The organism is Pontivivens nitratireducens (assembly GCF_014235845.1).
Classification (GTDB): domain Bacteria; phylum Pseudomonadota; class Alphaproteobacteria; order Rhodobacterales; family Rhodobacteraceae; genus Pontivivens; species Pontivivens nitratireducens.
Genome location: NZ_JACJUQ010000013.1, coordinates 1 through 21,756 on the forward strand (window position 1 = coordinate 1; position 21,756 = coordinate 21,756).

Annotated in this window: 17 protein-coding genes and 2 pseudogenes; 11 read left to right on the forward strand and 8 right to left on the reverse strand. The window is 58.9% G+C overall.

Annotation, left to right across the window (positions count from 1 at the left end; genetic code table 11):
* Positions 1 to 111: 111 nt before the first annotated feature.
* Both H1S03_RS13535 and H1S03_RS13540 read right to left on the reverse strand, forming a co-directional pair.
* Positions 112 to 384 (reverse strand): DUF6330 family protein, encoded by a 273-nt coding sequence (locus H1S03_RS13535; protein WP_166194661.1) that lies wholly within the window; start codon positions 382 to 384, stop codon positions 112 to 114.
* Between the two features lie 23 nt (positions 385 to 407).
* Positions 408 to 1,346 (reverse strand): ArdC family protein, encoded by a 939-nt coding sequence (locus tag H1S03_RS13540; RefSeq protein WP_166194658.1) that lies wholly within the window; start codon positions 1,344 to 1,346, stop codon positions 408 to 410.
* 509 nt (positions 1,347 to 1,855) lie between these two features.
* Here H1S03_RS13540 and H1S03_RS13545 point away from each other — a divergent pair.
* Positions 1,856 to 2,093, forward strand: a pseudogene (locus H1S03_RS13545) (hypothetical protein).
* Between the two features lie 28 nt (positions 2,094 to 2,121).
* On the opposite strand, the gene H1S03_RS13550 reads toward H1S03_RS13545, so the two are convergent.
* From H1S03_RS13550 to H1S03_RS13560, 3 genes and pseudogenes are all read right to left on the reverse strand, one after another.
* Positions 2,122 to 2,538, reverse strand: a complete 417-nt coding sequence (locus tag H1S03_RS13550) for a hypothetical protein (RefSeq protein WP_240910490.1) — start codon at positions 2,536 to 2,538, stop codon at positions 2,122 to 2,124.
* Positions 2,531 to 2,785, reverse strand: coding sequence for a type II toxin-antitoxin system Phd/YefM family antitoxin (locus H1S03_RS13555; RefSeq protein WP_240910489.1), 255 nt, complete (start codon positions 2,783 to 2,785; stop codon positions 2,531 to 2,533). The genes H1S03_RS13550 and H1S03_RS13555 overlap by 8 nt, the downstream gene beginning before the upstream one ends.
* Before the next feature lie 160 nt (positions 2,786 to 2,945).
* Positions 2,946 to 3,365: pseudogene (locus tag H1S03_RS13560) on the reverse strand (DNA-binding protein); the annotation flags it as partial.
* Positions 3,366 to 3,704: 339 nt separating this feature from the next.
* On the opposite strand from H1S03_RS13560, the gene H1S03_RS13565 reads away from it, so the two are divergent.
* From H1S03_RS13565 to H1S03_RS17665, 5 genes are all read left to right on the forward strand, one after another.
* Positions 3,705 to 4,817, forward strand: a complete 1,113-nt coding sequence (locus tag H1S03_RS13565; RefSeq protein ID WP_166194653.1) for a hypothetical protein — start codon at positions 3,705 to 3,707, stop codon at positions 4,815 to 4,817.
* A gap of 117 nt (positions 4,818 to 4,934) precedes the next feature.
* Entirely contained in the window at positions 4,935 to 6,209 is a 1,275-nt protein-coding gene (locus H1S03_RS13570) for an O-antigen ligase family protein (protein WP_166194651.1), read from the forward strand.
* Positions 6,210 to 6,480: 271 nt separating this feature from the next.
* A complete protein-coding gene (locus H1S03_RS13575; RefSeq protein WP_166194648.1) occupies positions 6,481 to 6,693 on the forward strand; it encodes a hypothetical protein in 213 nt (70 codons plus the stop codon).
* 106 nt (positions 6,694 to 6,799) lie between these two features.
* On the forward strand, positions 6,800 to 6,994 hold the full coding sequence (locus H1S03_RS13580) for a hypothetical protein (RefSeq protein WP_166194645.1): 195 nt from the start codon (positions 6,800 to 6,802) through the stop codon (positions 6,992 to 6,994).
* A 251-nt stretch (positions 6,995 to 7,245) separates the two neighbouring features.
* Positions 7,246 to 11,382 (forward strand): CARDB domain-containing protein, encoded by a 4,137-nt coding sequence (locus H1S03_RS17665; RefSeq protein ID WP_283810368.1) that lies wholly within the window; start codon positions 7,246 to 7,248, stop codon positions 11,380 to 11,382.
* A 184-nt stretch (positions 11,383 to 11,566) separates the two neighbouring features.
* Here the strand turns inward: H1S03_RS17665 and H1S03_RS13620 are convergent, their stop codons facing one another.
* Positions 11,567 to 12,601, reverse strand: coding sequence for a ParB N-terminal domain-containing protein (locus H1S03_RS13620; RefSeq protein ID WP_166194972.1), 1,035 nt, complete (start codon positions 12,599 to 12,601; stop codon positions 11,567 to 11,569).
* A 1-nt stretch (position 12,602) separates the two neighbouring features.
* On the reverse strand, positions 12,603 to 13,988 hold the full coding sequence (locus H1S03_RS13625; RefSeq protein WP_166194969.1) for an AAA family ATPase: 1,386 nt from the start codon (positions 13,986 to 13,988) through the stop codon (positions 12,603 to 12,605).
* A 513-nt stretch (positions 13,989 to 14,501) separates the two neighbouring features.
* Between H1S03_RS13625 and H1S03_RS13630 the strand changes: the two genes are divergently transcribed.
* The 5 genes from H1S03_RS13630 to H1S03_RS13650 all read left to right on the forward strand — a co-directional run bounded on the left by H1S03_RS13630 (position 14,502) and on the right by H1S03_RS13650 (position 20,627).
* Complete coding sequence (locus tag H1S03_RS13630) at positions 14,502 to 15,581, forward strand: replication initiator protein A (protein WP_166194966.1); 1,080 nt, start codon at positions 14,502 to 14,504, stop codon at positions 15,579 to 15,581.
* Between the two features lie 678 nt (positions 15,582 to 16,259).
* Positions 16,260 to 16,943, forward strand: coding sequence for a sugar transferase (locus H1S03_RS13635; RefSeq protein ID WP_240910488.1), 684 nt, complete (start codon positions 16,260 to 16,262; stop codon positions 16,941 to 16,943).
* 233 nt (positions 16,944 to 17,176) lie between these two features.
* A complete protein-coding gene (locus H1S03_RS13640; protein WP_166194963.1) occupies positions 17,177 to 18,406 on the forward strand; it encodes a glycosyltransferase family 4 protein in 1,230 nt (409 codons plus the stop codon).
* On the forward strand, positions 18,403 to 19,734 hold the full coding sequence (locus H1S03_RS13645; protein WP_166194960.1) for an O-antigen polymerase: 1,332 nt from the start codon (positions 18,403 to 18,405) through the stop codon (positions 19,732 to 19,734). The genes H1S03_RS13640 and H1S03_RS13645 overlap by 4 nt, the downstream gene beginning before the upstream one ends.
* Positions 19,731 to 20,627 (forward strand): sulfotransferase, encoded by an 897-nt coding sequence (locus H1S03_RS13650; protein WP_166194957.1) that lies wholly within the window; start codon positions 19,731 to 19,733, stop codon positions 20,625 to 20,627. The genes H1S03_RS13645 and H1S03_RS13650 overlap by 4 nt, the downstream gene beginning before the upstream one ends.
* Here H1S03_RS13650 and H1S03_RS13655 read toward each other — a convergent pair.
* Positions 20,615 to 21,682, reverse strand: coding sequence for a lipopolysaccharide biosynthesis protein (locus H1S03_RS13655; RefSeq protein WP_166194954.1), 1,068 nt, complete (start codon positions 21,680 to 21,682; stop codon positions 20,615 to 20,617). The two genes, H1S03_RS13650 and H1S03_RS13655, sit on opposite strands and share 13 nt — an antisense overlap.
* Between the last annotated feature and the right edge of the window lie 74 nt (positions 21,683 to 21,756).

Genomic DNA, 21,756 nt, shown 5'->3' on the forward strand with positions numbered 1-21,756 from the left:
GGCACTTCAGATCATGCTGACAAACAAGCGAAACGTGCTCGATTCGCCGACAGCCCCATTACGGCATCTTTCACTTTTCCGCCGGGCGGATGAATCGAGGCCGAAGGCGCCTTACCCGAACAGCCCTCTGGCTCTGTAGTTCGGGTTGGGGATGGTTTCGATCCAGCCGCCCTGTTCTTTGATGCTCTCGAGCGCTGCCGAGAGCGGATAAGCGCCCTCGGACGGGCTCCACCAATAGGCACCGCGCTTGAAGGTGATGATCTTGCGGCGGCCGTCGTTGAGTTCGCGCCGGTCCGCGAAGCGGCAAACTGTCCGGGGGACAGTTTGAGGCAAGAACGGGCGGAGCCCAGCCACCCGCAGCGTCTTGGGTTCCTTGCGCGACATGCGAGTCTCCGTTCTCCGTGTGGTCAGGCGGCCTCGGCACTGCGCCCTGCCCTGCCCGTCTCCGATCTGGCTATCAGATAGTCGCAGGCCCGCTGCGCGTCCGCGGCGTGCCGGAAGATCGCGCCCTTGTCGGAGCGCAGGACGCGCAACCAGTTGTGCAGGTAGGCGGCATTCATCTCGAGCGTATGTGCCGTGAAGCCAAGCGTCTGACCCAGGAACACCGAGGTCAATTCCGCGACGATCTCTTCGCGCGCGTACGAGGTGTTGCCGAACTTCGAGAGCCCGAAATCACGGTTCAGTCGATGCGGGGCTTTCGTGGCATGAGCCAGCTCATGCGCCCAAACCCCGTAGAAATTACGCGGGTCCTGGAACCGCGTGATGGACGGCATGTAGACCTTGTCCACGGGCGGCAAATAGTACGCCTCCGTGCCCGTGAAGACGGTCGTGATGTCGATGGCATCGAAAAACGCCTGCATGTGCGGGATGGGCTCGGACGTCGGATGCTCGGGCACGGGCTCCGGGTCAGGGTAGAAGCTGTCGGGCAGACCCTCGATCTGGCAGGCATTGAACACGCGGTAGGATTTCTGGAAGCGGAAGACGCGGGCCTCCTCGGAGCGATCATCCCTCTCCCCGTGATTGTCCTCGCCACCAGCGTCTTTCCGGCTTTGACCGTAATAGACGACGACAGAGGACTTCTCGCCCTTGCGAACCTTTGCGTCCAAGGCATTGGCCTGCGGCAGCGTCATCCAGAAGGGCGAGCTGTGGCCCGCCATCACGGTGCGCATGGTCAGCAGGAAGTTGTTGACCCCTTGGTAGGGCTCACCGCCCACGCGCAGAGGGCGGGAGCTGCCACCTGCGGTCCAGAGCTTGCGCCACGGCAGGACGCCGCGCTCGATGATGCGGATGACTTCGTTGGTGATGGCCTCGGAGGCATCGAATTTGGGCGTGCGGGATCGGGCCATGGCTGGCCTCCTTTCGAGTTTTGGTGAGAGGGAATGGTGATCAGATTGACTGACGGGGCCTCGGATCGTTGATGATCCTCGCACCAAGCCCCTCGACCGTGTCGTTGTAGGTGGTCAGCGAGACGGACCTGCCAGGGCCCCAGGGTTCAGGGTCGACCGATCCGTCCCGCGTCACCCGCGGCAAGTTCGCGAAGGCGATGACATCGGTGACAGGCCGGAACCCGGCCCGGACCCGTCTGAGGCACCCCAAAGGCCCTCATCCGTCAGTCACAAAACCCGAAGGACAACTTTCACTCTTTAGGGATCTGATACCGGAGAGTGTTACATGCGAAGCTCATGAGAACGTAGGAGCCTGCACTTTCCGGCATCAGACCCCAATGAGCAACAGGATCAGACCTGACCGTCCCCTGCTCTTCTCTTCCTCTCACACCCCATAATCTGCGCAGGCGGCTTGTTTTTGTTCCTGTTGTGTTCTATTTTGAGAACCGCGCTAAGAAGGGAAATCCCCGATGGAAAGCACCACTTACGCCCTACCCGCGACGCCAAAGCAGATCGCCTATGCGCGATGCTGGCCCTGCGCAAATCGACGCACAGGCCAAGCTGAACCCGGGGGCGCTGGACAGCCGCCCGACCTCAAAGCAGGTCGCCTTCGCGGAACGCCTCGCCCGCATCAAACGCCGCGTTGTGCCGGACGAGTGTTTTCGCGACAAGGGGCTGATGTCGAAATGGATCGACAGGAACAAGTGAAGCTAGGCAGACCCTGCGGTGATCGAGATTACTTCAGCCGATCGACAACGGATGCGCCGCCCGACCTGGCAAGCGTGATCAGGCTGGACTGGATCCTGGATGTGAAGACGGAACTGAACGTGCCGATGGACGTGCGGTCCTCCCAGACATAGGATCGCTCCAGAATATCGGTGTTGATCTCGTCCAGCATGACCCATTTGCGGACATGGGTCTCCAACCCCACGCGCTGCGACTCGATCTGTGGCACCTCGACAAATTTGCGCGACGGCAAGGGCGGCTGCGTCGTGACCGGCAGGATAAACACTACGGTCTCGCTATCGGACTTGGCGACAGTGACCGCGATACAGACAGGCCGCGTCTTGCGGCCTTCGGTCTCGCCGGCCATCTGTTCGCGTTTCCACAGGAACGGATAGCGGAAAACCTCTCCAGCGGCAGGCTTAGTCATCCGCCTGCGTCAAGTCCCGCTCGAGCCCTTCTATCATCAGCGCCTTGAGACCCTCTGGCATCTCGTCGATCATGTGAGCCTGTTGCGTGGCCCCCCGCGTGAGGCTCTGATACTGATCCATGCTCATCAGCACGAATTTCGGCTTGCGATGTTTTGTGATCGCAATCGGCGAGCGAATGGCCGCGTCAAACAGGTCACTGGTGTGCCGCGTCAAGTCGGCCGCCTTGAACTCGGGAAGCTCATGCATGATCGGGGTCTCCGTTTGTGCAGAATATACATACATTCTGGATATCCTGCAAGAGATGGGTTGAGCCCTCTGATGTGTCATTCGAACGCCGTACGGTCTCAGTGAGGGTGTATTCATTGGCGGTGATGCCGTTCTCGATGGGCTCTTCCGAGGTTAGGTGGTCGTAGCCGCGATACTCGGCCAGAAGTTTCGCATGGGCCGCACCTTCGTCATTCGTCATCGGTGCCGGATCGCCGGACAGCGACCGCAGGCCGTGGCTGTAGCCGTAGGGCAACCGTCTCAGACTCGACCTGAAGTTTTTCCGCCACTAGCCGATCGAGCAGGGCAGGTTCTTCGAGCCAGCCACCGTCATCGCCCTGAAAGAGGTCATGCAGCATCGAGCGCCCGCCGCTTCGTAGGCATCAATACCCACAAAGATCGCGCGCCGGTCGGTCACCCGGACCGATCTCTCGGTCAGCATGGGCCGGATCTGGAATGGCTCCTTGTTTCAGGAACAATTGATTACACCCGAGATCTGAACCTGACGCGCGTGATCGGGGTTCACGGTGAAAGCTATGAGCTGCTCCAGCGTCATGCCATCCGTGCTGGGTCTCGGTTCATCGTGGGAACCGGCTGCGGTAGCGGCGCTCCAAGGTTCTAACCGTTTCCCATCAGGATGCAATTACCGCATTAGCGCGCGTGGCCTGCGAAGCAGCTCCCGCCACCATATGCCTAACATACAGTTAACTTAGAGTTTTTTCTAAATTCGGATGTCCGGGGACGGATCGTACGGCCTGCCCGACCGTTGATGATCCGTGGGTGGAACGCACCCGGTCCGAGGGGTCGGACCAAACCAGGGCGCGTTCCACAATTGGTGGTAGCCGGGAGCTGCCTGTCCGAGGGGTCGGACGGGCCTCCCGGCGGGACAACGGGTGGTTTCATGTTGACGGGCATTACGCTCGCCTCTTGCGCAGTTGATGCGCAGGACCGGTATCTTGCGGCCTTGAGCGGGGTGGCATTTCTCGAAACGAAGACGGGACTTCAGGTCATCGCGGCCTCGGCCGGGGAAAATGCGCTGACGCGGTTCGGCTATGACGGCGCGCTCACCGAACTCGACACATTCCGTCTGTCGGCCCATGCCGGCCTGCATGATCTGGTTGTAACGGATACCGGGCTCAGCGCGCTGGCACGGTGGGGCAATGCGGTCAGGATTGATGCGAACAGCTTCACCGCCGATGGCCAGGCAAATCTGGTTGCGCTGTCCGATACTGCCAGCGCGGTGCGCAACACGGCCGGTCTGACCCTTGATACCCTGAATATCGCAGATGACGCGGCCCTGCCCCTGGGCGATGTCACCGCCTTGGCCAGCCTGTCGGACGGGCGGGTGATTGCAGGGTCCGCCTTTGATACCGGCATCGCCCTGCTGGATGCGTCGGGCACGGTCACCGATGTCGCCCTGGCCGAGGACGGGTTCTGGCACAATCGCGTCTCCACCATCGAGACAGCGACCATTGCCGGCAAGGATTTCGCCATTGTCGGGGCCTCCGGGTCCTCCTCTCTCAGCGTGTTTCAGGTGCTGGAGGATGAACTGATCCTGACCGATCACGAGTGGGACAACATGATGACCCGCTTTTCCGGCGTGGCCGAGCTGGCCACCGCGCAAATCGGCGGCATGACCGTGGTGGCCGCCGGCGGCAGCGATGCGGGCCTCAGCCTGTTCGAGCTGACGGAAAGCGGCGATCTGGTACACCTATATGACATCCTTGATACGGATCAGGCCACGCTGGCCGATATTTCCGGCCTGGATCTGATCGCGCAGGATGACGGTCTGTTGCTGGTGGCCTCCTCCGAGAAGGAAAGCGGCTTCACCGTTTTCGAGCTGGAATTCGAATTCGAGAAGCCAGAGCCCGCCCTGATTTTTGCCACGCCGTCGATGCAGACCATGCAGTTCGCCCCCCCGCCCCGCCTGTCCAACCATGAACCCGACCTCATAGTGGAGGAACCGGGCAACTGGATCGAGCAGCACCTGACACAGGATTTCATGATCTTCTGATCCCTGTCCGTGGCCGGTTCAACCTAACCCGCGCGATCACCCTGTCCTTTTTCTATCCGCACTTGACCTCTGTCGCCCTGCCGAGGCTGATACCCCCATCATGATCAAGGACACCTGATGAGCATGGCCCCCATACACGCCCCCGCCCACCGGCTACCGGCCCGCTATATCGCGGTGCTATCGCTGATCGCGCTGTTGCCGTTCGGGTCGGGGCTGCTGATGCTGGACCCGAACGATGCCGTGATCCTGGGCCTGGCAAATATCACCATCCTGCTGATCGCACCTGCAATGCTGATCGCATGGCCCGAGATACGGGCAGATCTGCGCCCGCGCGGGCGACTGGCCTCCTTGACCATGCTGCTGCTGGCCTATGGCCTGGCCCTGGCCGCGATACGTGCGCCGCATATGGGATTTTCCCTGCTGACCTTCGCAATGTGGCCCGCCTTGATGATTGCCGGGCGCGGGCTTCAGCAAGCGATCCGCCATCACGGCCCCCACGTGGCAGAGGTGGCGATGATCATCCTGCTGCTGGCCGGTCCGCTCTATATCTTACTGCTGCCTCTGATGCAGGCATTCTATCCCGGACAGATCCACTGGAGCTTCGACATGCCCGCCTTCAACCATGTCCGCCGGATGGGGCATCTGCTGACGGTCTCGGCGGCGGCGGGCGTGGGGCTGGTCGCGATGGGGCGGGTGTCACGCGGGCCTGTGATATATCGCCTCGCATTGGGAGCACTGGCTATCCTTGCATTGGCGCTGGCCATCTGGACCGGCGCACGGGGCATATGGCTGTCCCTGCCCGCAGGCTGTGCGCTGGCCCTGATCACGGCCAGGCTGGCGGGATACAAGGTGCATTGGGGCGCAACGCTGGCCTTGCTGCCCCCCGCCATCGGGCTGGCCTGCCTGCTGCCGACACTCGGCCGGCATTTCGGCGTGTTGAGCGAAATCCAGAACACCCTCAGCCGCACCGACAGCATTGGCAGCATGTCCAGCGGACGGTTGATATTGTGGGAACATACGCTTGAGCTCATCAGCCAAGAGCCCCTGACGGGATATGGCTGGGGGCAGTTCCTATTGCTGCAAAACCGCTTTTCGGTCCCGCAAGCCCACAATCTGCCACTGGAAATTCTTCTAGGTGTCGGTGTCCCGATGGGTGTGCTGGCATTGGGGTTGATCCTGATTTTTTGGGTAAAAGCCCATCGCAACATTATCCATACCGGCCCTTGGGCAGTTCCCGCCCTGTGTGTACTGGACACAATGCTGATCTACTCCCTGCTTTCAGGTACCTTTTTCTACAGTGTGGGCGCTGTGTTGACCGGATTGGCTTGGGGTATATGCCTTGCCAGTCCCAAACCAGATAACCCTGCCTCCGACAGCGGTCTGGGAACATGATTACCTTCGGCACGGTGAGGGCGGGGTGATGATAACCGGGGACGGGTGAAAGCAACATCACCGCCCTCACGTTACCATCGACTTCCCGTTAAGAGACTGCCCGCCTCTCGATAACTCTCATATGACGGATATGTGTCAATTGTGTCTGGATTGGAAACGCTTAGACGCCCCAAATGGCTCTACTCCAAACGCTTTACATCCCCATCTATCCCTTACCGAAACGCGGAACAGTCCGGCAGTTTCAAGACACCGATTTCAAGGAACCAAAATCATGACCAATATTGCAAAAACCCTTCTCACCACCGCCGCTCTGACTGCCGCTCTGGCGTCGCCTGTTCTGGCGGACAACGCGCAGCTCGCTGCCTCCTTTGGCATTCCCGCTGACGTTGCCCAGACCCTGAGCCTGGGTGAGATCGCCACCATCGGCGCGATCATCAACGACGATGAAAATCACATCAACTCCTACGCCGACTTCGCGCGCTAAGACGCACACGAATACAGGCGTGTGTTGAACACGCGTTTCAATGGCTTCGTGTACCGGAAGGAACACGGGGCCATTGAGCTATTAATATCCCCGCGAAAGACGCGCTATGCCCCATACATTCACATTGCTTGCCACCGCCCTCCTTGTAATGGTCACCACGTTCGCAAGCGCACAAACACATACCCTCGAGAGCAGCCTGACCTTCGAAAGCAGCCTGACCGCCGCGACAACCGACTGGATCGAGACGCGGATCACCAGCCAGACCGTTGGCCGTCCTACCGATCTGGTTTATCGTCCGTAAGCGCGCCCGGTAAGGGCACTATCAAAGGGCAGCCTGTATCATTCCAGCGTTCCGGATACGGACCTTTGACAGGTGATCCAGCGGATACAATAAATTTAGTATCTTTTTACACAACTCAGGATAACACAAGGATACCGCCTCACTATCGCCACTTGTATATGCAATGAATCAACTGCATTTGCTTTATCTCTTTTGTGAGAGGCACTGCTGCTATAAGTTTGTACAGGCAACCACGATAGAGAGGGCTTTCCATGCCTGCTGCCACGAGCACTGATTACACCGCCATTCTTGCCGGAGCGGATGAGCGATGGAATGCGATGGCTGGCGATGGTGCTCCGACCTTCGTGACATACACCTTCGCGACGACTGATTTCTTCGCGACAGGCGATTTTGCGGTCCTGTTCCCCAACAGCGCCGCATTCGGCATCACGGAATTCGGCGCCTTCTCCACCGATCAGCAGGCCAGTTTCCGTCTGGCAGCCGCCGAATATGAGGCGGCAGCAGGCATCCGCTTCATCGAGGTGGAAGATCCGGCGGATGCGTCGATCACGATCATGAACAGCTCCTCTACCCAGGCAGGGTTTCTGGGCGTGTCCAATCTGCCTCGCATCGCGGATCAGACGACGCAAAACTTCGTGGATATGTCCAGCAATGGTATTCTTGCGATGGCCGTCGGCACCAGCGGGGATGAGGATTACAGCCCCGGCACCCAGAATTTCCAAACCATATTGCACGAACTGGGCCACGCCGTCGGGCTGGAACATCCCAATGACTATGCCACAGATCCCGATTTCAATACCTCCACCACCGTGATGAGCTATAATTCCGGCGGGGCCATCACCTCCACCCTGCAGGCGCTCGACGTTCTGGCCCTGCAGGAAATCTATGGCCCGGCAACCAATCCGGACGACCTGACCGCCAACTGGAATAAAACGAGTAATACCTTCACCCTGACCGGCACGGCAGGTGATGACGTTCTGATTTCCACCGATACCACCAGCACTCTGATCGGCGGCGATGGCGATGATCAGCTATACGGGCGCGACGGCAACGACGATTTCACCCCCGGCGCGGGCGACGCGACAATTGATGGCGGGACGGGCGACGATACGCTGTACCTGTCCGGTGCGCTGGCCGATTACGACGTCACCATTTCGGCGGATCGCCGTTCGATCATCCTGACAGGCCTGGGCGGCGGCGCGATCGAGGGGACGGTTAAGACCTCGCGGATCGACAGCTTTGATTTCAACGGCACGCTTCAGGGCAATCTCGAACTGCTGCTCTTGACCCTGCCCGATCTTGAAATCATCGCGGCGCAGGGGTTCACCTCTCTAACGGCCGGCAATCCGATCGACGTTGACGTCAATATCAGGAACATTAGCGAGATCTCCGCCGGGGCGACCGATGTGGCGGTGTTCCTGTCCACAGATAACAGCTTTGACGTGGGCGATATCGAAATCGGGCGCACTGCGATTGGCACGCTCGACGCGAATAGCGACTTGCAGGCCACCGTGACCCTGGACCCACGCTTCGACATCGCGGCGGGCACCTATTACGTGATCTACGTGGTGGACCCCGACAACACCGTGCTCGAAAGCTATGAACTGGGTGAGAAGAAATACGCGGGAAATGCGGGCGCTCTGATCGATCCGATCACCTATACCAACACCGCATTTACCCCTCCCCAGGCGCCATATAACGTGACCGCCCAGCAGGATATCGCGGCGGATATCGACGATCTGTTCGTCTATGGCATCTATGCCGGCACCATGAGCGAAGAGGGTCCAACCGCGTTCTCCTTTGCGGATGCCACGAATCCGCAAGGGCTCAAGGCGACCTTTACCGGCAGTGGTTTCGATGCGTCCGACCTTACGCAAGGGGTCATCACCGGGCTGACCTTCAGCATTGCGGGTCTGGTCAACGGCTCGCCAGGGGATGTCAGCGTGCTGACGATTGGCGGCCTGTACATGAATCGCGCGGATCTGATGCCCGCATTGGGCAGCGCCGCAACAGGCGATCTGACCGCACTTCAGACGCTGCTGGACCAGAACCGGATCGACTATTCCGGGTCCAACGGGGATGATGCTTTCTACGGCGCGGCCCTGGCGGATAACCTGCGCGGCAATATGGGCGATGACACGCTGGAGGGTCTGGGCGGCGACGACACCCTGAGCGGCGGCGAGGGCAATGACCTGCTGGACGGTGGAGCCGGCGCGGACAGCCTGATCGGCGGTCTGGGCGATGATATCTACGGGATCGACAATGTTGGCGATATCATTGTCGAGGGCACGGATGAGGGGACCGACACCGTCGCCACCTTCCTGTCCACCACGACCCTTGCCGACAATCTGGAGAACCTGGTCTTTGTGGGCATGGGCGATGCCAATCTGTCGGGCAATTCCGCAGCGAACCAGATCGTCGGTGGTGATGGCAACGACACCCTGCGCGGCGGTGCGAATGCCGATACGCTGGCCGGACTTGAAGGCAATGATTTCTATCTGATCGACAATGCAGGGGACCAGGTGATCGAAGTCGCCTTTGGTGGCACCGATACCGTCTCTTCCCTGGTCGATCATGTACTGACCTCACATGTCGAAAACCTGATCCTGACCGGTTCGGCCACCACGGGTTCCGGCAACGCTGAGGGCAATGAGATCACGGGCAACGCGCTGGACAACGATATTCGCGGCGTGGCCGGAAACGATACCCTGAGCGGCGCCGAGGGCATGGATACCCTGTTTGGCGGCGGTGGCGACGATGTCGTGTCGGGCGGCAACGGCAACGATCTGGTCGTCGGACACGGCGGCAACGATACGCTGGACGGCGATGCCGGCGCGGATAGCATCTATGGCTACAACGACGATGACCTGGCACGCGGCGGGCTGGGTAACGATCTGATCCTGGGCGGTGCGGGCAACGATACGTTGCAGGGCGACGGCAACGAGGACACCCTGAACGGTCAGGACGGCAACGACCTGATCGAGGGCGGCTCCGGCATGGATGTCATGTACGGTGGCGACGGCGCGGATACGATGGATGGCGGCGACGACAATGACCTGATGTATGGTCACCGCGGCGATGACAGCATGGATGGCGGCGACGGCAGCGATACCATCTACGGCTTTGACGAAAACGATCTGCTGTTGGGCGGCAACGGAAATGACGAGATTGCCGGCGGAAATGGCGACGACGATATTTTCGGGGGGGCCGACGATGATCTGCTCTACGGAAACCGAGGCGATGATACGATTGATGGCGGCGACGGTGCTGACACGATTTACGGCTACGATCAGGCGGACCTCATGCGCGGCGGGCTGGGCAACGATCTGATCCTGGGCGGGTCCAGCGGCGATACCTTGCAGGGGGACGGCGGGGATGACGTCCTGAACGGTCAGGACGGCAACGACCTGATCGAGGGCGGCGACGGCGCTGACACATTGCAGGGCGGCGACGGCCGGGACACGATGCAGGGCGGCGCAGGCAATGACCTGATGTATGGCAATCTGGGCAACGACACGCTGAATGGCGATGCCGGCAATGATACCATCTATGGCTATAATGATGATGACCTCATCAGCGGTAACCTTGGCGATGATCATCTGTTCGGCGGGAACGGCGACGACGTGATCACTGGCGACGATGGCAATGATGCGATTTCCGGCGGTGCAGGCGCGGATACGCTCTACGGCAATAACGGTCATGACACGATCGACGGGGATGATGGGAACGACACCATCTATGGCTTTGCCGATGATGACCTGATCCACGGCGGGCAGGGCGATGACCTACTGCTGGGTGGAACCGGCAACGACACGCTGGATGGCGGCGATGGCGCGGACGAGCTGAACGGCCAGGATGGCGACGATCTGGTTCGCGGCGGAACCGGCGACGATATCCTGCATGGCGGCAGCGGCGCGGACACGATGCTGGGCGGCAATGACAATGACGAGATATTCGGAAATAGCGGCAACGACACGCTGGATGGTGGCGATGGTGACGACGCTGTATATGGCCATAATGACAATGATGTCCTGACCGGGGGTCTGGGCAATGACGGACTGTTCGGCGGCAATGGCAGCGATACACTGGATGGTGGCGATGGTGACGACACATTGGATGGCGGCGCCAACAATGACGTCCTGTCGGGTGGCGCAGGCGCGGATACCTTCATCTTTGCCACGGGCAACGGGCAGGACACGGTCACCGATTTTGAGGCCGGTGTGGACGCGTTCGACCTGACCGAACTTGGCTTTACCACCAATACCGAATTCATGGATGCGATCACGCAGAACGGCTCAGACGTGCATATCGATTTCGGAGGGGATGAGCTGATCATCCAGAACGCGGCCGAGGCGGATGTCGAGGCGCAATCCTTCTGGGCGATCTAATATAGAAAGGCCGGCGCGGGAAGCATCCGCGCCGGCCTTTTCTTTGCGGGGTATTCCGGCCCGGTTTCGCATGCGAAACATCTCTGACCCCAGATCACACCGCCTGTAAGGGCCTTCAGGAATGGCTCCCTACCCTGCCCCTCTGATGACCGATCACGCCAAGGTTTCGCATGCGAAACCGGGCCTATTTCGGGTCGCCGGCTTCCAGCATGACCTCCAGCGCACCGGCCAGCATTTGCGCCTGATGTGGCGTTAGCTCATGTCCCGAAAACTCCAGCCGACTGACATCCCCCGTGCGGTGCAACGCCACTGTGGCCCCGTTGGGCAGCCGGTGTTCGAAAAGCGGTTTCGCATGCGAAACCTTGCCTGCGCCCTTAGCGGGTTTCGCATGCGAAACCTTGGCGTTCAGCGCCGCCTCCAGCACAGCGTTTTGCCCTGCCGCATCGTCAAAGCTGCCCTCAGTCAAAGCCTGCACCAGGCGCGCACCCTGCCCTGCGCGGATCGCTTCGGCCAAACGTAATCCCAGCCGTTCGTTCACCGATTGCGGATAGGTCAGCGTGCTGCCCAGTTCCTGCACCACCGAAACGAAGCTGCGGATTTTGGAACGCCGCGCCTTGGAGCCCGTCGCGTAGAGAGCGTTCACCGCCTCCTCGACACTCTCGAAAACCTCGGCCTGCGTGGCCATCAGGGCGACGCGCGCACGCTCGAAATGGCTGACATCCTCACGTATCTCATTTTCCTCGACCATGGCGACATAGGCGCCGCGCAGGTCGTCAGGCTGGCGAATAAACGCCTTGATGGTGGTAAAGCGGGTATCTCCGGGATGTTCGGCAGCCAGTTCCATCACCGCCTGCATTCGCCTGTAGCCGGAAATCAGGCCGAAATGATAGGGCGGCTGGGCATCGCTCTGCATCACCTCCACCGGCATCCGCTGGCCATGCGCCATGATCGAAGCCCGCAAGGACTGCATGCCCTCATCCGTGGATTTGATCCGGTCGCGGGTCAGGTGGGACATGTTGATGCTGATCAGGGGAATGGCGTGGATCAGCCGGCCAGCCTCATCCGCCATGGCCAATGCGCGTGCGCCACCGCCCGCGCTCTCGCCTGCGACACGGGCGATTGGCGGGGCGGCGGCCTCAGGCATTCCCATGGATTTGGGTTCCGGGGCAGGGCGGCTGGCGGCCAGCTCGGCCGGGTCCAGTCTCTTGCGTCGTGCCATTTCAGTTCGCCTCCGTCTCGTTTTGCGCACGCTCATCGCGTCTCCACGCACCGATCAGCATCTTCTTGAACATCGCGTAGGTCTGATCGAAGGTTTCGCGCCCGCGCACATAGGTATCGCGGTTGAAGTCACGGTAATCGGCCTCGTAAATGCCGTTCACCTGCTCACCTGCTTGTCCGATCAAGGCGGTGAAATCCTGTCTATAGGGGGTCATCATGCCGCCCATCCAGCCCTGTATCAGCGTGGCCATTTCCGCCTGCTGGGCCGCGTCATAGCGGGTCAGGATCGCGGCAACCGCATCCCACTCGAACTTCAATTCCGGCTGACCAAGGGCCCGCGCGGCAGCGTTTTCACCCTGCTCGATGGAGGAGAAGGTCGCGTGCAGCATGTCGAAAAACCGGCCTGTGCTGTCAAATTCCAGAAAGCTGGCACCCAGTGGCACCATCAGGATATCCGCCGCGGCCAGACCGTTGATCGTCAGATATCCCAGCGCCGGCGGTGTATCGAGGATGACGATATCGTATTCGTCCAGCACGCCGTCTGCTTCGAGACGATTGTTCAGCGCCTCCCACAACTTCCACCCGCGGGCGGTGGTCCGCCAGACTGGAATCTGGAACTCGGCCCAATACAGGTTCAGTTGTGCCCCGATCAGGTCGATATTGGGCCAATGGGTTTTGGTGATGATATCCTGCGAGGTAATCTTGAGCGCCTCGGCCAGCATTTCGTCGAAGGGCAGGGGGCTGTCGCCACGCGCCATGCGGGCGCGATTCTCCGCCTGCAGGCTTTGTGCATAATCGCGGGCGATCAACGGGAAAACGGTTTGCCATTCATCCTCGATCGTGGCGCCGAAAATCGAGGACATGGATCCCTGACTATCCAGGTCGATCACCAGAACGCGGTAGCCGTCCAGCGCGGCGCTCATCGCGAGATGGGTGGCGGTTGCCGTCTTGGCCACGCCGCCCTTGAAGTTGGCCACCGCGACGATCTTGGCGGGCAGGCCCGTGGGCCGGTAGGGGCGGTATTCCTTGCTGCGTGACCCCTCGGTTGCGAAATGGTCGCGCAGGGTCAGAACCTCCTCAAGGGTGAACCATTTGGCGCCGGCCTCCGTCTCGGAAATGCCTTGGGGCAGGTCAGGGTTCGCGCGCAAAACACGCCGGAAATGGGCCGGTGCCACCGGGATCAGATAGCGGGTGATTTCCCAGGTCGAAAATCGCCGCAGCTCCTTTTTCCCGTCTGGCGAATGGCCGCGCCGCGCCAGATCATCGCGACCCTGCGCGACGCGGGCAGCCACTTGGGCGAAGTCGGTGACGCTTACTCCCTCGGACAGGGCATCAGCGGCCAGATCGGGATCTATGTTGAAATACGGGGGCAGGGGGTGGTCTGACATCGGGCAAAACCTGTCTGCTGATCCTGACAAACGACGATGTTTCGTGTGGTCAGGGATATGGCGGGCGGGTTTTCCAAGTTTGAAACCCCGAAGCATGTATCGACATTTTCATAAGATACCACGAAACGTATTACATACAATAATTTTGATGATGTATCTTGATAGACAAGCCTTATCAAAGCCTTATCGGGTGGGGTGAGAGTGTCGCCAAGTGGCTTCTTATGCAAGGGAGTAGTTATATCTGTGTTATTTATTGTGTTACGGGTGCTGAAATCCTGTTCAAGCCTCTGGAAAGAAATGATCTTTTTGGGGTCAGCGATTCCAGAACCACGATAGGGCGACTCCGGAACCACGATCATGCGATTCCAATCCCACGATAGGTGAGGGGCGCTGCGCCCTGTGGAAAAATCCGACAAGGTGATATGAAACCACGATAGGTGGAGGCGGTTCGAACCGACCCCGCATTCCCGCGCAGACGGGCCAGGCCGAGCAGCCTGGAAGGTGAGGTAGACGATGGCAGCAATTGATCCCGCGATCTCCGTTGCGGAGGCAAGCGGGCAAGATTTTTTCCTGTGCGATATTTTGGGAGCGATCCCGAAGGATGACATGGCGAGCATGGAGCATCCGGTTTTCTCGCTCAGCACCCGGCCGGACCGGCGGGTGCTGAGTTACGCGCATAATGATGTTCAGATCGAGATCACGCCCAGCGTCAAGGGTCTGGCCACGATCCATGACAAGGACATCCTGATCTATTGCATCAGCCAGCTGATCGGTGCCCTGAATGCGCAACGGCCGGTATCGCGCAAGCTGACATTGCGCGCGCATGATCTGCTGATTGCCACGCAGCGCGAAACCTCGGGCGACGGGTATCGCCGATTGGTGGCCGCCTTTGAGCGTCTGGCCGGAACGCGGATCACCACCAACCTTGTGACGGGAACCGGCGATGAGGCGCGCGGCGTGACCGAGGGGTTCGGCCTGATCGAAAGCTGGCGCATCGTGCGGGCGAACAAGTCGGGGCGGATGATCTCTGTTTCCATCACGCTGAGCGAGTGGCTGTTTCGGGGCGTGACCTCACGATCCGTTCTGACATTGAGCCGCGATTATTTCGCGCTGCGCAAACCGCTGGAACGCCGTGTCTATGAAATCGCGCGCAAGCATTGCGGCCGGCAGGAGGAGTGGCATATCGGGCTGGAGGTGCTGGCGCGCAAATCCGGATCGGCCTCGGCCTTGCGGGTGTTTCGCAAGATGATCCGGGATCTGGTCGCTTCGGATCACTTGCCTGATTACACGCTGAGCTTTGACAATGATGTGCTGTGCGTACGCCCGCGCGCCCCGGTGCAGGTCGTGGCGCAGGAGGCCGACGGCGTTTCGCAGGCGGGATTGTTTTTGACACCCGACGCGCTGGACGCGGCGCGCGCGATCATGCCGGGAACGGATGTGCACGCGCTGGCCGATGACTGGCGCAGGCACTGGGTCACGACCGGGCGGCCCCGGGTCAGCGATCCGGATGCTGCGTTCCTCGGATTTGTACGTGGGCGTGCGGGATATGCTGCGGATCGAACAAGGCGATCCCCGGCAGGGAGGCGCGGTTAACCAGATGTTAACCCCCCAGATTAGGGCCGCGATTCCGAATCACCTGCGTTCTGGCCCCTGTTTGCCCGCTGGATCAGGGGGCGGTTTGCCTGAAAATACGCCATTGAGGCTATCGTGATGAGAAATTGTACGTTCCGGTTTTAGATCGGTTGTGAAGGCCGGCATAGTGGCTGCGGCACAACAGAAATCCAGTGAAGCGAGATCGCAAACATTAGGGTCCGGGCGTCACTTGATTGGAGTGCATATTCGGGCATACAGTCGGGCCACGGGATTGCGCAGCGGGGGGTGCGCTTCATGAATGCTTTTGAGACAACCTACTGAAGATCTGAAGGAAATTGCGCGACCGTCAGGCGAAAGACGGATGCAATTTTTCGTCCAGACTTTCAGGCGCGCAAGCTTCGTTTCCTAGGGGCACTGCGCCTTGCTGCACCGCACAAATTCAGGTCGCTCACAGGGAAAATTTCCGCCAGAATCGACACGCGGAAAAAAAATCAAAATGTGGGAAAATGTACATACAAGCTTTAAATACTGGGGATTCGGGTCTTTTCGTTGAGTTTTGAAATTTTTTTATTAGTATTGCTCGCACCAGACGATACTTTTGTGCGAGCGCGAAGTGATGCTATCCGAACTGAATGCTTATCGGGTTGTAGCATCTCTGTTTAGGGGGCTGTGAGTGCAGTGAAAGATCTTGAGATGATAGAAACGCACGAAGCGCGTAGCTTACGCGGCGTGCCACTCAGGCCAGCCTCATACTACTATGGTCTTGGCTTCAAGCGGATGATCGATCTGTTGGGGGCTGCCGTACTCCTGACGCTTATGTCTCCGGTGTTTTTATTCTTCTGGCTGTCAATTCGCCGCGATGGCGGACCCGGTTTTTATTCCCAGCAACGTGTTGGCCGTAACGGTAAGATTTTCACCTGCTGGAAGTTGCGTTCGATGTGCGTAAATGCTGAGCAGAAACTGGCCGAGTACATCGCGACCGATCCTGTGGCGGCGGCCGAATGGGCTGTCTCGCAAAAACTCAAGAATGATCCGCGCATCACATCCATCGGACGGATCATCCGTAAATATTCTATCGATGAGTTGCCCCAGATCTGGAACGTCCTGCGCGGGGATATGAGCTTTGTGGGCCCTCGCCCCTTTATGCCCTCTCAGCAGGAACTCTATTCCGGCGACACCGATGGATATTATCTGATGCGTCCGGGGATCACCGGTTTGTGGCAGGTTTCCTGTCGCAACGATGCCAGCTTCGCAACGCGCGTTATCTACGATTCACGCTATGCTCAGGATGTCAGCCTTGTGAACGACATCCGCATCTGTCTGGCCACCGTGCGTGTGGTTCTGCGCGGCACGGGGCACTAACACAGGAACGCCTGAATTGATCGTCCGGTATCGGGAAGGTTTCCCGGTGCCGGACGCCTTCGTTCGCCACAGGCAGCGGAACCGGCATGATCGGGATCGGTCGCAATGGGTTGATAGTGAAATCTTCCATTCAGCTGCGAGTCACAGTTTGCTAGCAAGAAGGGCGCGTGTTTCAGCCACGCGTAACCCGGACACAGGTATGGGTGGGCGAGGCAAGCAAAGGCGTTGAATCTATGTCGCAGGGAACCGCACCGATACGGCCTGAATGCGTTGTTCTGGTCAGCGACTTTGCGAATATCAACGGGGGTCAGGCCAAGGTGGCCGTGGACACCGCGGTGCTGCTGGCCGATGCCGGGATCCGTGTGCATTTCTTTGCCGCGACGGGGGAGCCTGACGCCGCGTTACGCCATCGGAACATCGAGATAGAGGTGCTGGGCCAGGCGGACATTCTGGCCGAACCGAACCGCATGAAGGCAGCCTGCAACGGCATTTGGAACAGAGACGCGGCTGCGGCGCTGAAAACATGCCTGTTAAGGTTTGATCCATCTAAGACGGTTATGCATTGCCACGGTTATGCCAAAGCTCTCTCCCCCTCGATCGGGCCGTTGATGACCGATGGCCCGCTGCCCTGCGTGTACACAATGCATGAATATTTCCTGGCCTGCCCGAATGGCGGCTTTTACGATTATCAAAAGGGCGCGATTTGCCATCGCCGCGCACTCGGCACGAGTTGTCTGACGACACATTGTGATGTGCGCCATCCTGCGCATAAGGCCTGGCGCGTTCTGCGGCAGGTGGCGACCGTGGGGCCGGGGCGCATTCCGAGGCGGCTCAAGGATGTGATCTATATCTCGCATATCCAAGGCAGGGTAATGGCCCCCTATATGGCTGACGGCACGCGGATGCATCATGTGCCCAATCCGGTATCCCCGCCCGATTTGCCGCCTGTGGAGGCTACCGCTAACGACCTGTTCCTGTTTGTCGGACGTCTGAATCCCGAAAAGGGCGGTCTGATATTTGCCAGGGCCGCAAAGGCGGCGGGCATCAAGGCCGTTTTCGTTGGGGATGGGGTCGAGGCTGAGGCCATTCGGGCGGCCAACCCGGATGCCCTCATCACGGGATGGCAAACCCCCGCGCAGGTGCAGGACTGGATTGGGCGCGCGCGCGCGCTGGTCTTTCCCAGCCTGTGGTCGGAAACATTCGGCCTGGTCGCATATGAGGCGATCTGTCGGGGTGTTCCGGTGGTCTGTGGTGAGTGGAACGCCGCGCAGGAGGTGGTGGAGAATGGCGTGAATGGTATAGTGTATCGTGACCCGGGCGTGGATGCGTTGGTCCAGGCGATATCGGACGTCGATAGATTATCCCAGTTCGATACATCCGGTTATATCGAAACATATTCCAGAACGCGCCACTTCGATAAATTGATGAAGGTATATGAAGCATCTATTGGAAATCATGTATGATTTTTGCAATTATAAGCTTCGTTCTATATTCATCTATACTGGCATTTGTTGGATTGAAGGGTGTTCGATATGCGCGACCTGCTCTGATCGGAACGGTGGTCATACTGACTGTTCTGACCTTTTTCAGGCAGGTCATGTATTATTTCGGGCTCGACCAGCCGTATCCTCAGGGGTTTTTCAATTACACTGAATGGAACCTGATCCTGAAGGCCAATTTGGTGTGCACGGTTTGGATCGTTGTCTTGTACTCGGCCTATGTCGGTTTCACCCCTGCAGCGCATTTGTTCACATCCCTGCTGCCATCGGGGCCGGGGCTGAAAGAAAAAAAGCCACGCGGGATCAAGGTAGTGGTTCTGGTTCCGGCATGCTTTGCGATCTTCGGAACGATTTATCTTGTTCTGCAATCCGGAAGCATTTCGCAGTTCCTGTACGATTCAAAGGTAGGGAAGGACCTGAAGGGCCTGTTCGTCTTTCAGGAGGCGGCAACGCTGGCGTCCATACTCGCGCTTTACGGATTCGTTGTATGTCTGGATAAGGAAAAAAGGGGCATAAGGAGCATAACATGGGGTGCGTTTGGCTATATACTCATAATAGTCGTCTCAATGATTGTGAATTATGTCTGGGGAAATCGATATAATATTGCGTTGATGGCGGTTTCGTCGGTTATTGTCTGGCATTATTGTGTATCCAGTCTGAACTTTATGAAGGTGCTGATTTGCGCCGTGCTTGCCATGGTGGTGCTGGAGGCTCTGCGCAATCTGCGAGGGGAGCTGGTGTCGTCAGCAACGGGGCGGACATTCTCGACTTACTCCAATCCCTGGCTCAGCCTGTCGACGGCCCTTCATTTTGTCGAGTTTGATGCGCTGATGCTGGCCTTGCGTGATACCGGTCACATGTTCGATTTCCGGCATGGCCAGGATTTCATCAACGGTCTGCTCAGCTGGATCCCGCGCAGCATCTATCCTGACAAGGAGACGTTCAATATCGGCCCATGGTTTCGGCGGGTTTACCAGCCTCAGATCATCAATGGATGGCCGATCACCACGATGGGATCGTGGTATGTGAATGCCGGGTATTGGGGGATCTTTCTGGGGGCCGCTCTCTCGGGATGTGTGCTGCGTGTTTTCGATCTGGCGTTCGACGGGTTGCGCAATGATCCGTGGAAGGCGGTGATCGGGATTTGCTTGGCCATTTTCATGTTCGAGGGGGGTGTGAATACCGGCTTTCCGCAAAAGGTATTCCTGCTGATCCTGCCTCTGTCATGGGCATCGTTCTGGATCAGGATGATGAATAAGGCCCCTGAGCCCGCATCCGGGCCGAAGCGATGAGTCGTACTCTCATCCTCGTGACGGGCGCGCCGCGTACCGCGACAACGCCGGTTGGCAACATGTTGGCCAGCGCCAGAAATACAGCCTCTCTATATGAACCACTGGGCCCGACAGGTCTCAAGCGGTTCCAGACGTGGTTTCCGATGGTCGGCGATCCGGGCGTCGGGCAGATCGACGGATTGATCGAGGATCTGTGCCATTTGCGAACGCGCGGGTTCAAATCCCAGCAGCGCGGCGGGGCGTTTTCCTTCAAGCGTGCGGTTTTCGGCAGCCGCACCCTGCATTCCTATAGATTGGCGCGGCTGCGAACCGGGGTTGATCACCTCATCTGGAAGGACCCGCATGCGATCTTTCTGGCCGGTGATATTGCGAAGAGCGGTGTGCCGGTGATCCTGACAATTCGCCAGGCCAGGGCGCATGCGGCGAGCTACCGTCGCCTTGGCTGGGTGTCGAAGGCAGGTGAGTTGTATCCGCGATGGCGCGCCCGCTTTGGGCGATGCGGAATCATCGAGCGTTTCTTGCCCGATGCAGCGACGCCGGTGACTTCCGCCGCGCTTTTGTGGCGCATGTGCTATCTGCCGCTCTTGCAGGAGGGGGCGCTGGACCGCGTGCATCTGATCACCCCCGATGCGTTGGTCCGCGACGAAGCCGCCTGCTACGCGGAGGTTTTCGCCAAGCTGGGCCTGGTGGCGAGCGCCAGAACCCATGCCCTGCTGCAAGCCCCCAGAAGCGATGCCGGTCGCCGACCCTCACGCGGGACAACCCATGATTGGAAGCGGTCTGTCGCAGCGGTGAACTCCTATTGGAGAGAGATACTGACGACAGATGACCTGACCAGGATTCGCGAAATCACCGGCGATATAGAAGGCGAGATCCTGCCCTATGTTCGGTAGAGAACCGCGCTGAAGCAGGCGGTCCGGAATATGGTGGTGGCCAGGACAGCCATGCCCGCCCCGTCCAACCCGTAATAGTGAATGCCGATCACCGTAAAAGGTATGGTTGTTATGAGGGATGCGGTTTGGACGATTCCGAATATCCTGAAATTCCGCTGCGCGATGAGCGCGGCCTGCACGACGCTTGAGATCAGTCGCACGGCGATGGCTGCCGAAATCCACATCAGCAATGTATATGCTTGGGTGTATTCAGGGCCGAAGACGAGGCCCAGGAACGGCTCTCCGATGAGATAGGCCAAACTCAACCCCCCCACGGATATCATGACCGCCACCCACAGGGCCTGGCGGATTCCACCGAAGAACTGCTGCCTGTTGCCCCCGATCCATAACCTGCTGAGCTGGGATCCTATTGCCTGCTCGATTGTGACGAACAGGCCGACGCTGGCGCGTTGTATGAAGGAAACCGTTGTGTAGTAGGATAGAGCGGCAACTCCGATCGAAGAGTAAACGAAGAATCGTGGAATATTTGTTTGAAGTGAGGCAAAGAAATGACCCACGCCCAAATGTAACGTGTTTCTTACGAGGCCGAATATCTGATCCTTGCTCATGTCGAGAGAAATTTCCTCTCCGCTATCTTGTACGGCGGGGAAATCATGCAGCATCTGTACAAGGATCAACACAACCGTTTGTGCCCAGAATGCTGTATGCGCATCATTGGTGATGTATAAGACGCTGCCAAAGCACAACAGAAGAACGGGTGCGCGGATCAGCAGAGACCGGGCCACGAGGCCGAGTTTTCCGGCCCGTTGCAGGACGCCATAGCAAAGCTCGGAATGCATTTCGACGGCTTTCATCACGCAGATTGGCACTGCCAATCCCACAAGCGTGACATCTACAATCGCGATTATTGATATACTGATGATAACAAGAAGAATAGATGCAGCCGTTTGCACCGAAAGGAAGGTGCCATATGCGAAATCCCTGTTTATATCGGTGGCAAGATTTGGACGTAAACCCATCATGAGAAGCATATACAGGGGCTGAACTACAGCCATGATATATCCAAAGGCAGCGACGGTGGGTATATCCGTTAGGTTTGTCAGAAGGGACAATATCCCAAGCTGACCAA

What these genes read in the sequence shown, in the direction of transcription:
- H1S03_RS13535 (WP_166194661.1), bottom strand. Translation starts at nt 384, where the DNA reads ATGTCGCGCAAGGAACCCAAGACGCTGCGGGTGGCTGGGCTCCGCCCG.
- H1S03_RS13620 (WP_166194972.1), bottom strand. Translation starts at nt 12,601, where the DNA reads ATGGCACGACGCAAGAGACTGGACCCGGCCGAGCTGGCCGCCAGCCGC.
- H1S03_RS13650 (WP_166194957.1), top strand. Translation starts at nt 19,731, where the DNA reads ATGAGTCGTACTCTCATCCTCGTGACGGGCGCGCCGCGTACCGCGACA.
- H1S03_RS13570 (WP_166194651.1), top strand. Translation starts at nt 4,935, where the DNA reads ATGAGCATGGCCCCCATACACGCCCCCGCCCACCGGCTACCGGCCCGC.
- H1S03_RS13640 (WP_166194963.1), top strand. Translation starts at nt 17,177, where the DNA reads ATGTCGCAGGGAACCGCACCGATACGGCCTGAATGCGTTGTTCTGGTC.
- H1S03_RS13550 (WP_240910490.1), bottom strand. Translation starts at nt 2,538, where the DNA reads ATGACTAAGCCTGCCGCTGGAGAGGTTTTCCGCTATCCGTTCCTGTGG.
- H1S03_RS13565 (WP_166194653.1), top strand. Translation starts at nt 3,705, where the DNA reads ATGTTGACGGGCATTACGCTCGCCTCTTGCGCAGTTGATGCGCAGGAC.
- H1S03_RS13625 (WP_166194969.1), bottom strand. Translation starts at nt 13,988, where the DNA reads ATGTCAGACCACCCCCTGCCCCCGTATTTCAACATAGATCCCGATCTG.
- H1S03_RS13555 (WP_240910489.1), bottom strand. Translation starts at nt 2,785, where the DNA reads ATGCATGAGCTTCCCGAGTTCAAGGCGGCCGACTTGACGCGGCACACC.
- H1S03_RS13540 (WP_166194658.1), bottom strand. Translation starts at nt 1,346, where the DNA reads ATGGCCCGATCCCGCACGCCCAAATTCGATGCCTCCGAGGCCATCACC.
- H1S03_RS13580 (WP_166194645.1), top strand. Translation starts at nt 6,800, where the DNA reads ATGCCCCATACATTCACATTGCTTGCCACCGCCCTCCTTGTAATGGTC.
- H1S03_RS13655 (WP_166194954.1), bottom strand. Translation starts at nt 21,682, where the DNA reads ATGGCTGTAGTTCAGCCCCTGTATATGCTTCTCATGATGGGTTTACGT.
- H1S03_RS13645 (WP_166194960.1), top strand. Translation starts at nt 18,403, where the DNA reads ATGATTTTTGCAATTATAAGCTTCGTTCTATATTCATCTATACTGGCA.
- H1S03_RS13575 (WP_166194648.1), top strand. Translation starts at nt 6,481, where the DNA reads ATGACCAATATTGCAAAAACCCTTCTCACCACCGCCGCTCTGACTGCC.
- H1S03_RS17665 (WP_283810368.1), top strand. Translation starts at nt 7,246, where the DNA reads ATGCCTGCTGCCACGAGCACTGATTACACCGCCATTCTTGCCGGAGCG.
- H1S03_RS13630 (WP_166194966.1), top strand. Translation starts at nt 14,502, where the DNA reads ATGGCAGCAATTGATCCCGCGATCTCCGTTGCGGAGGCAAGCGGGCAA.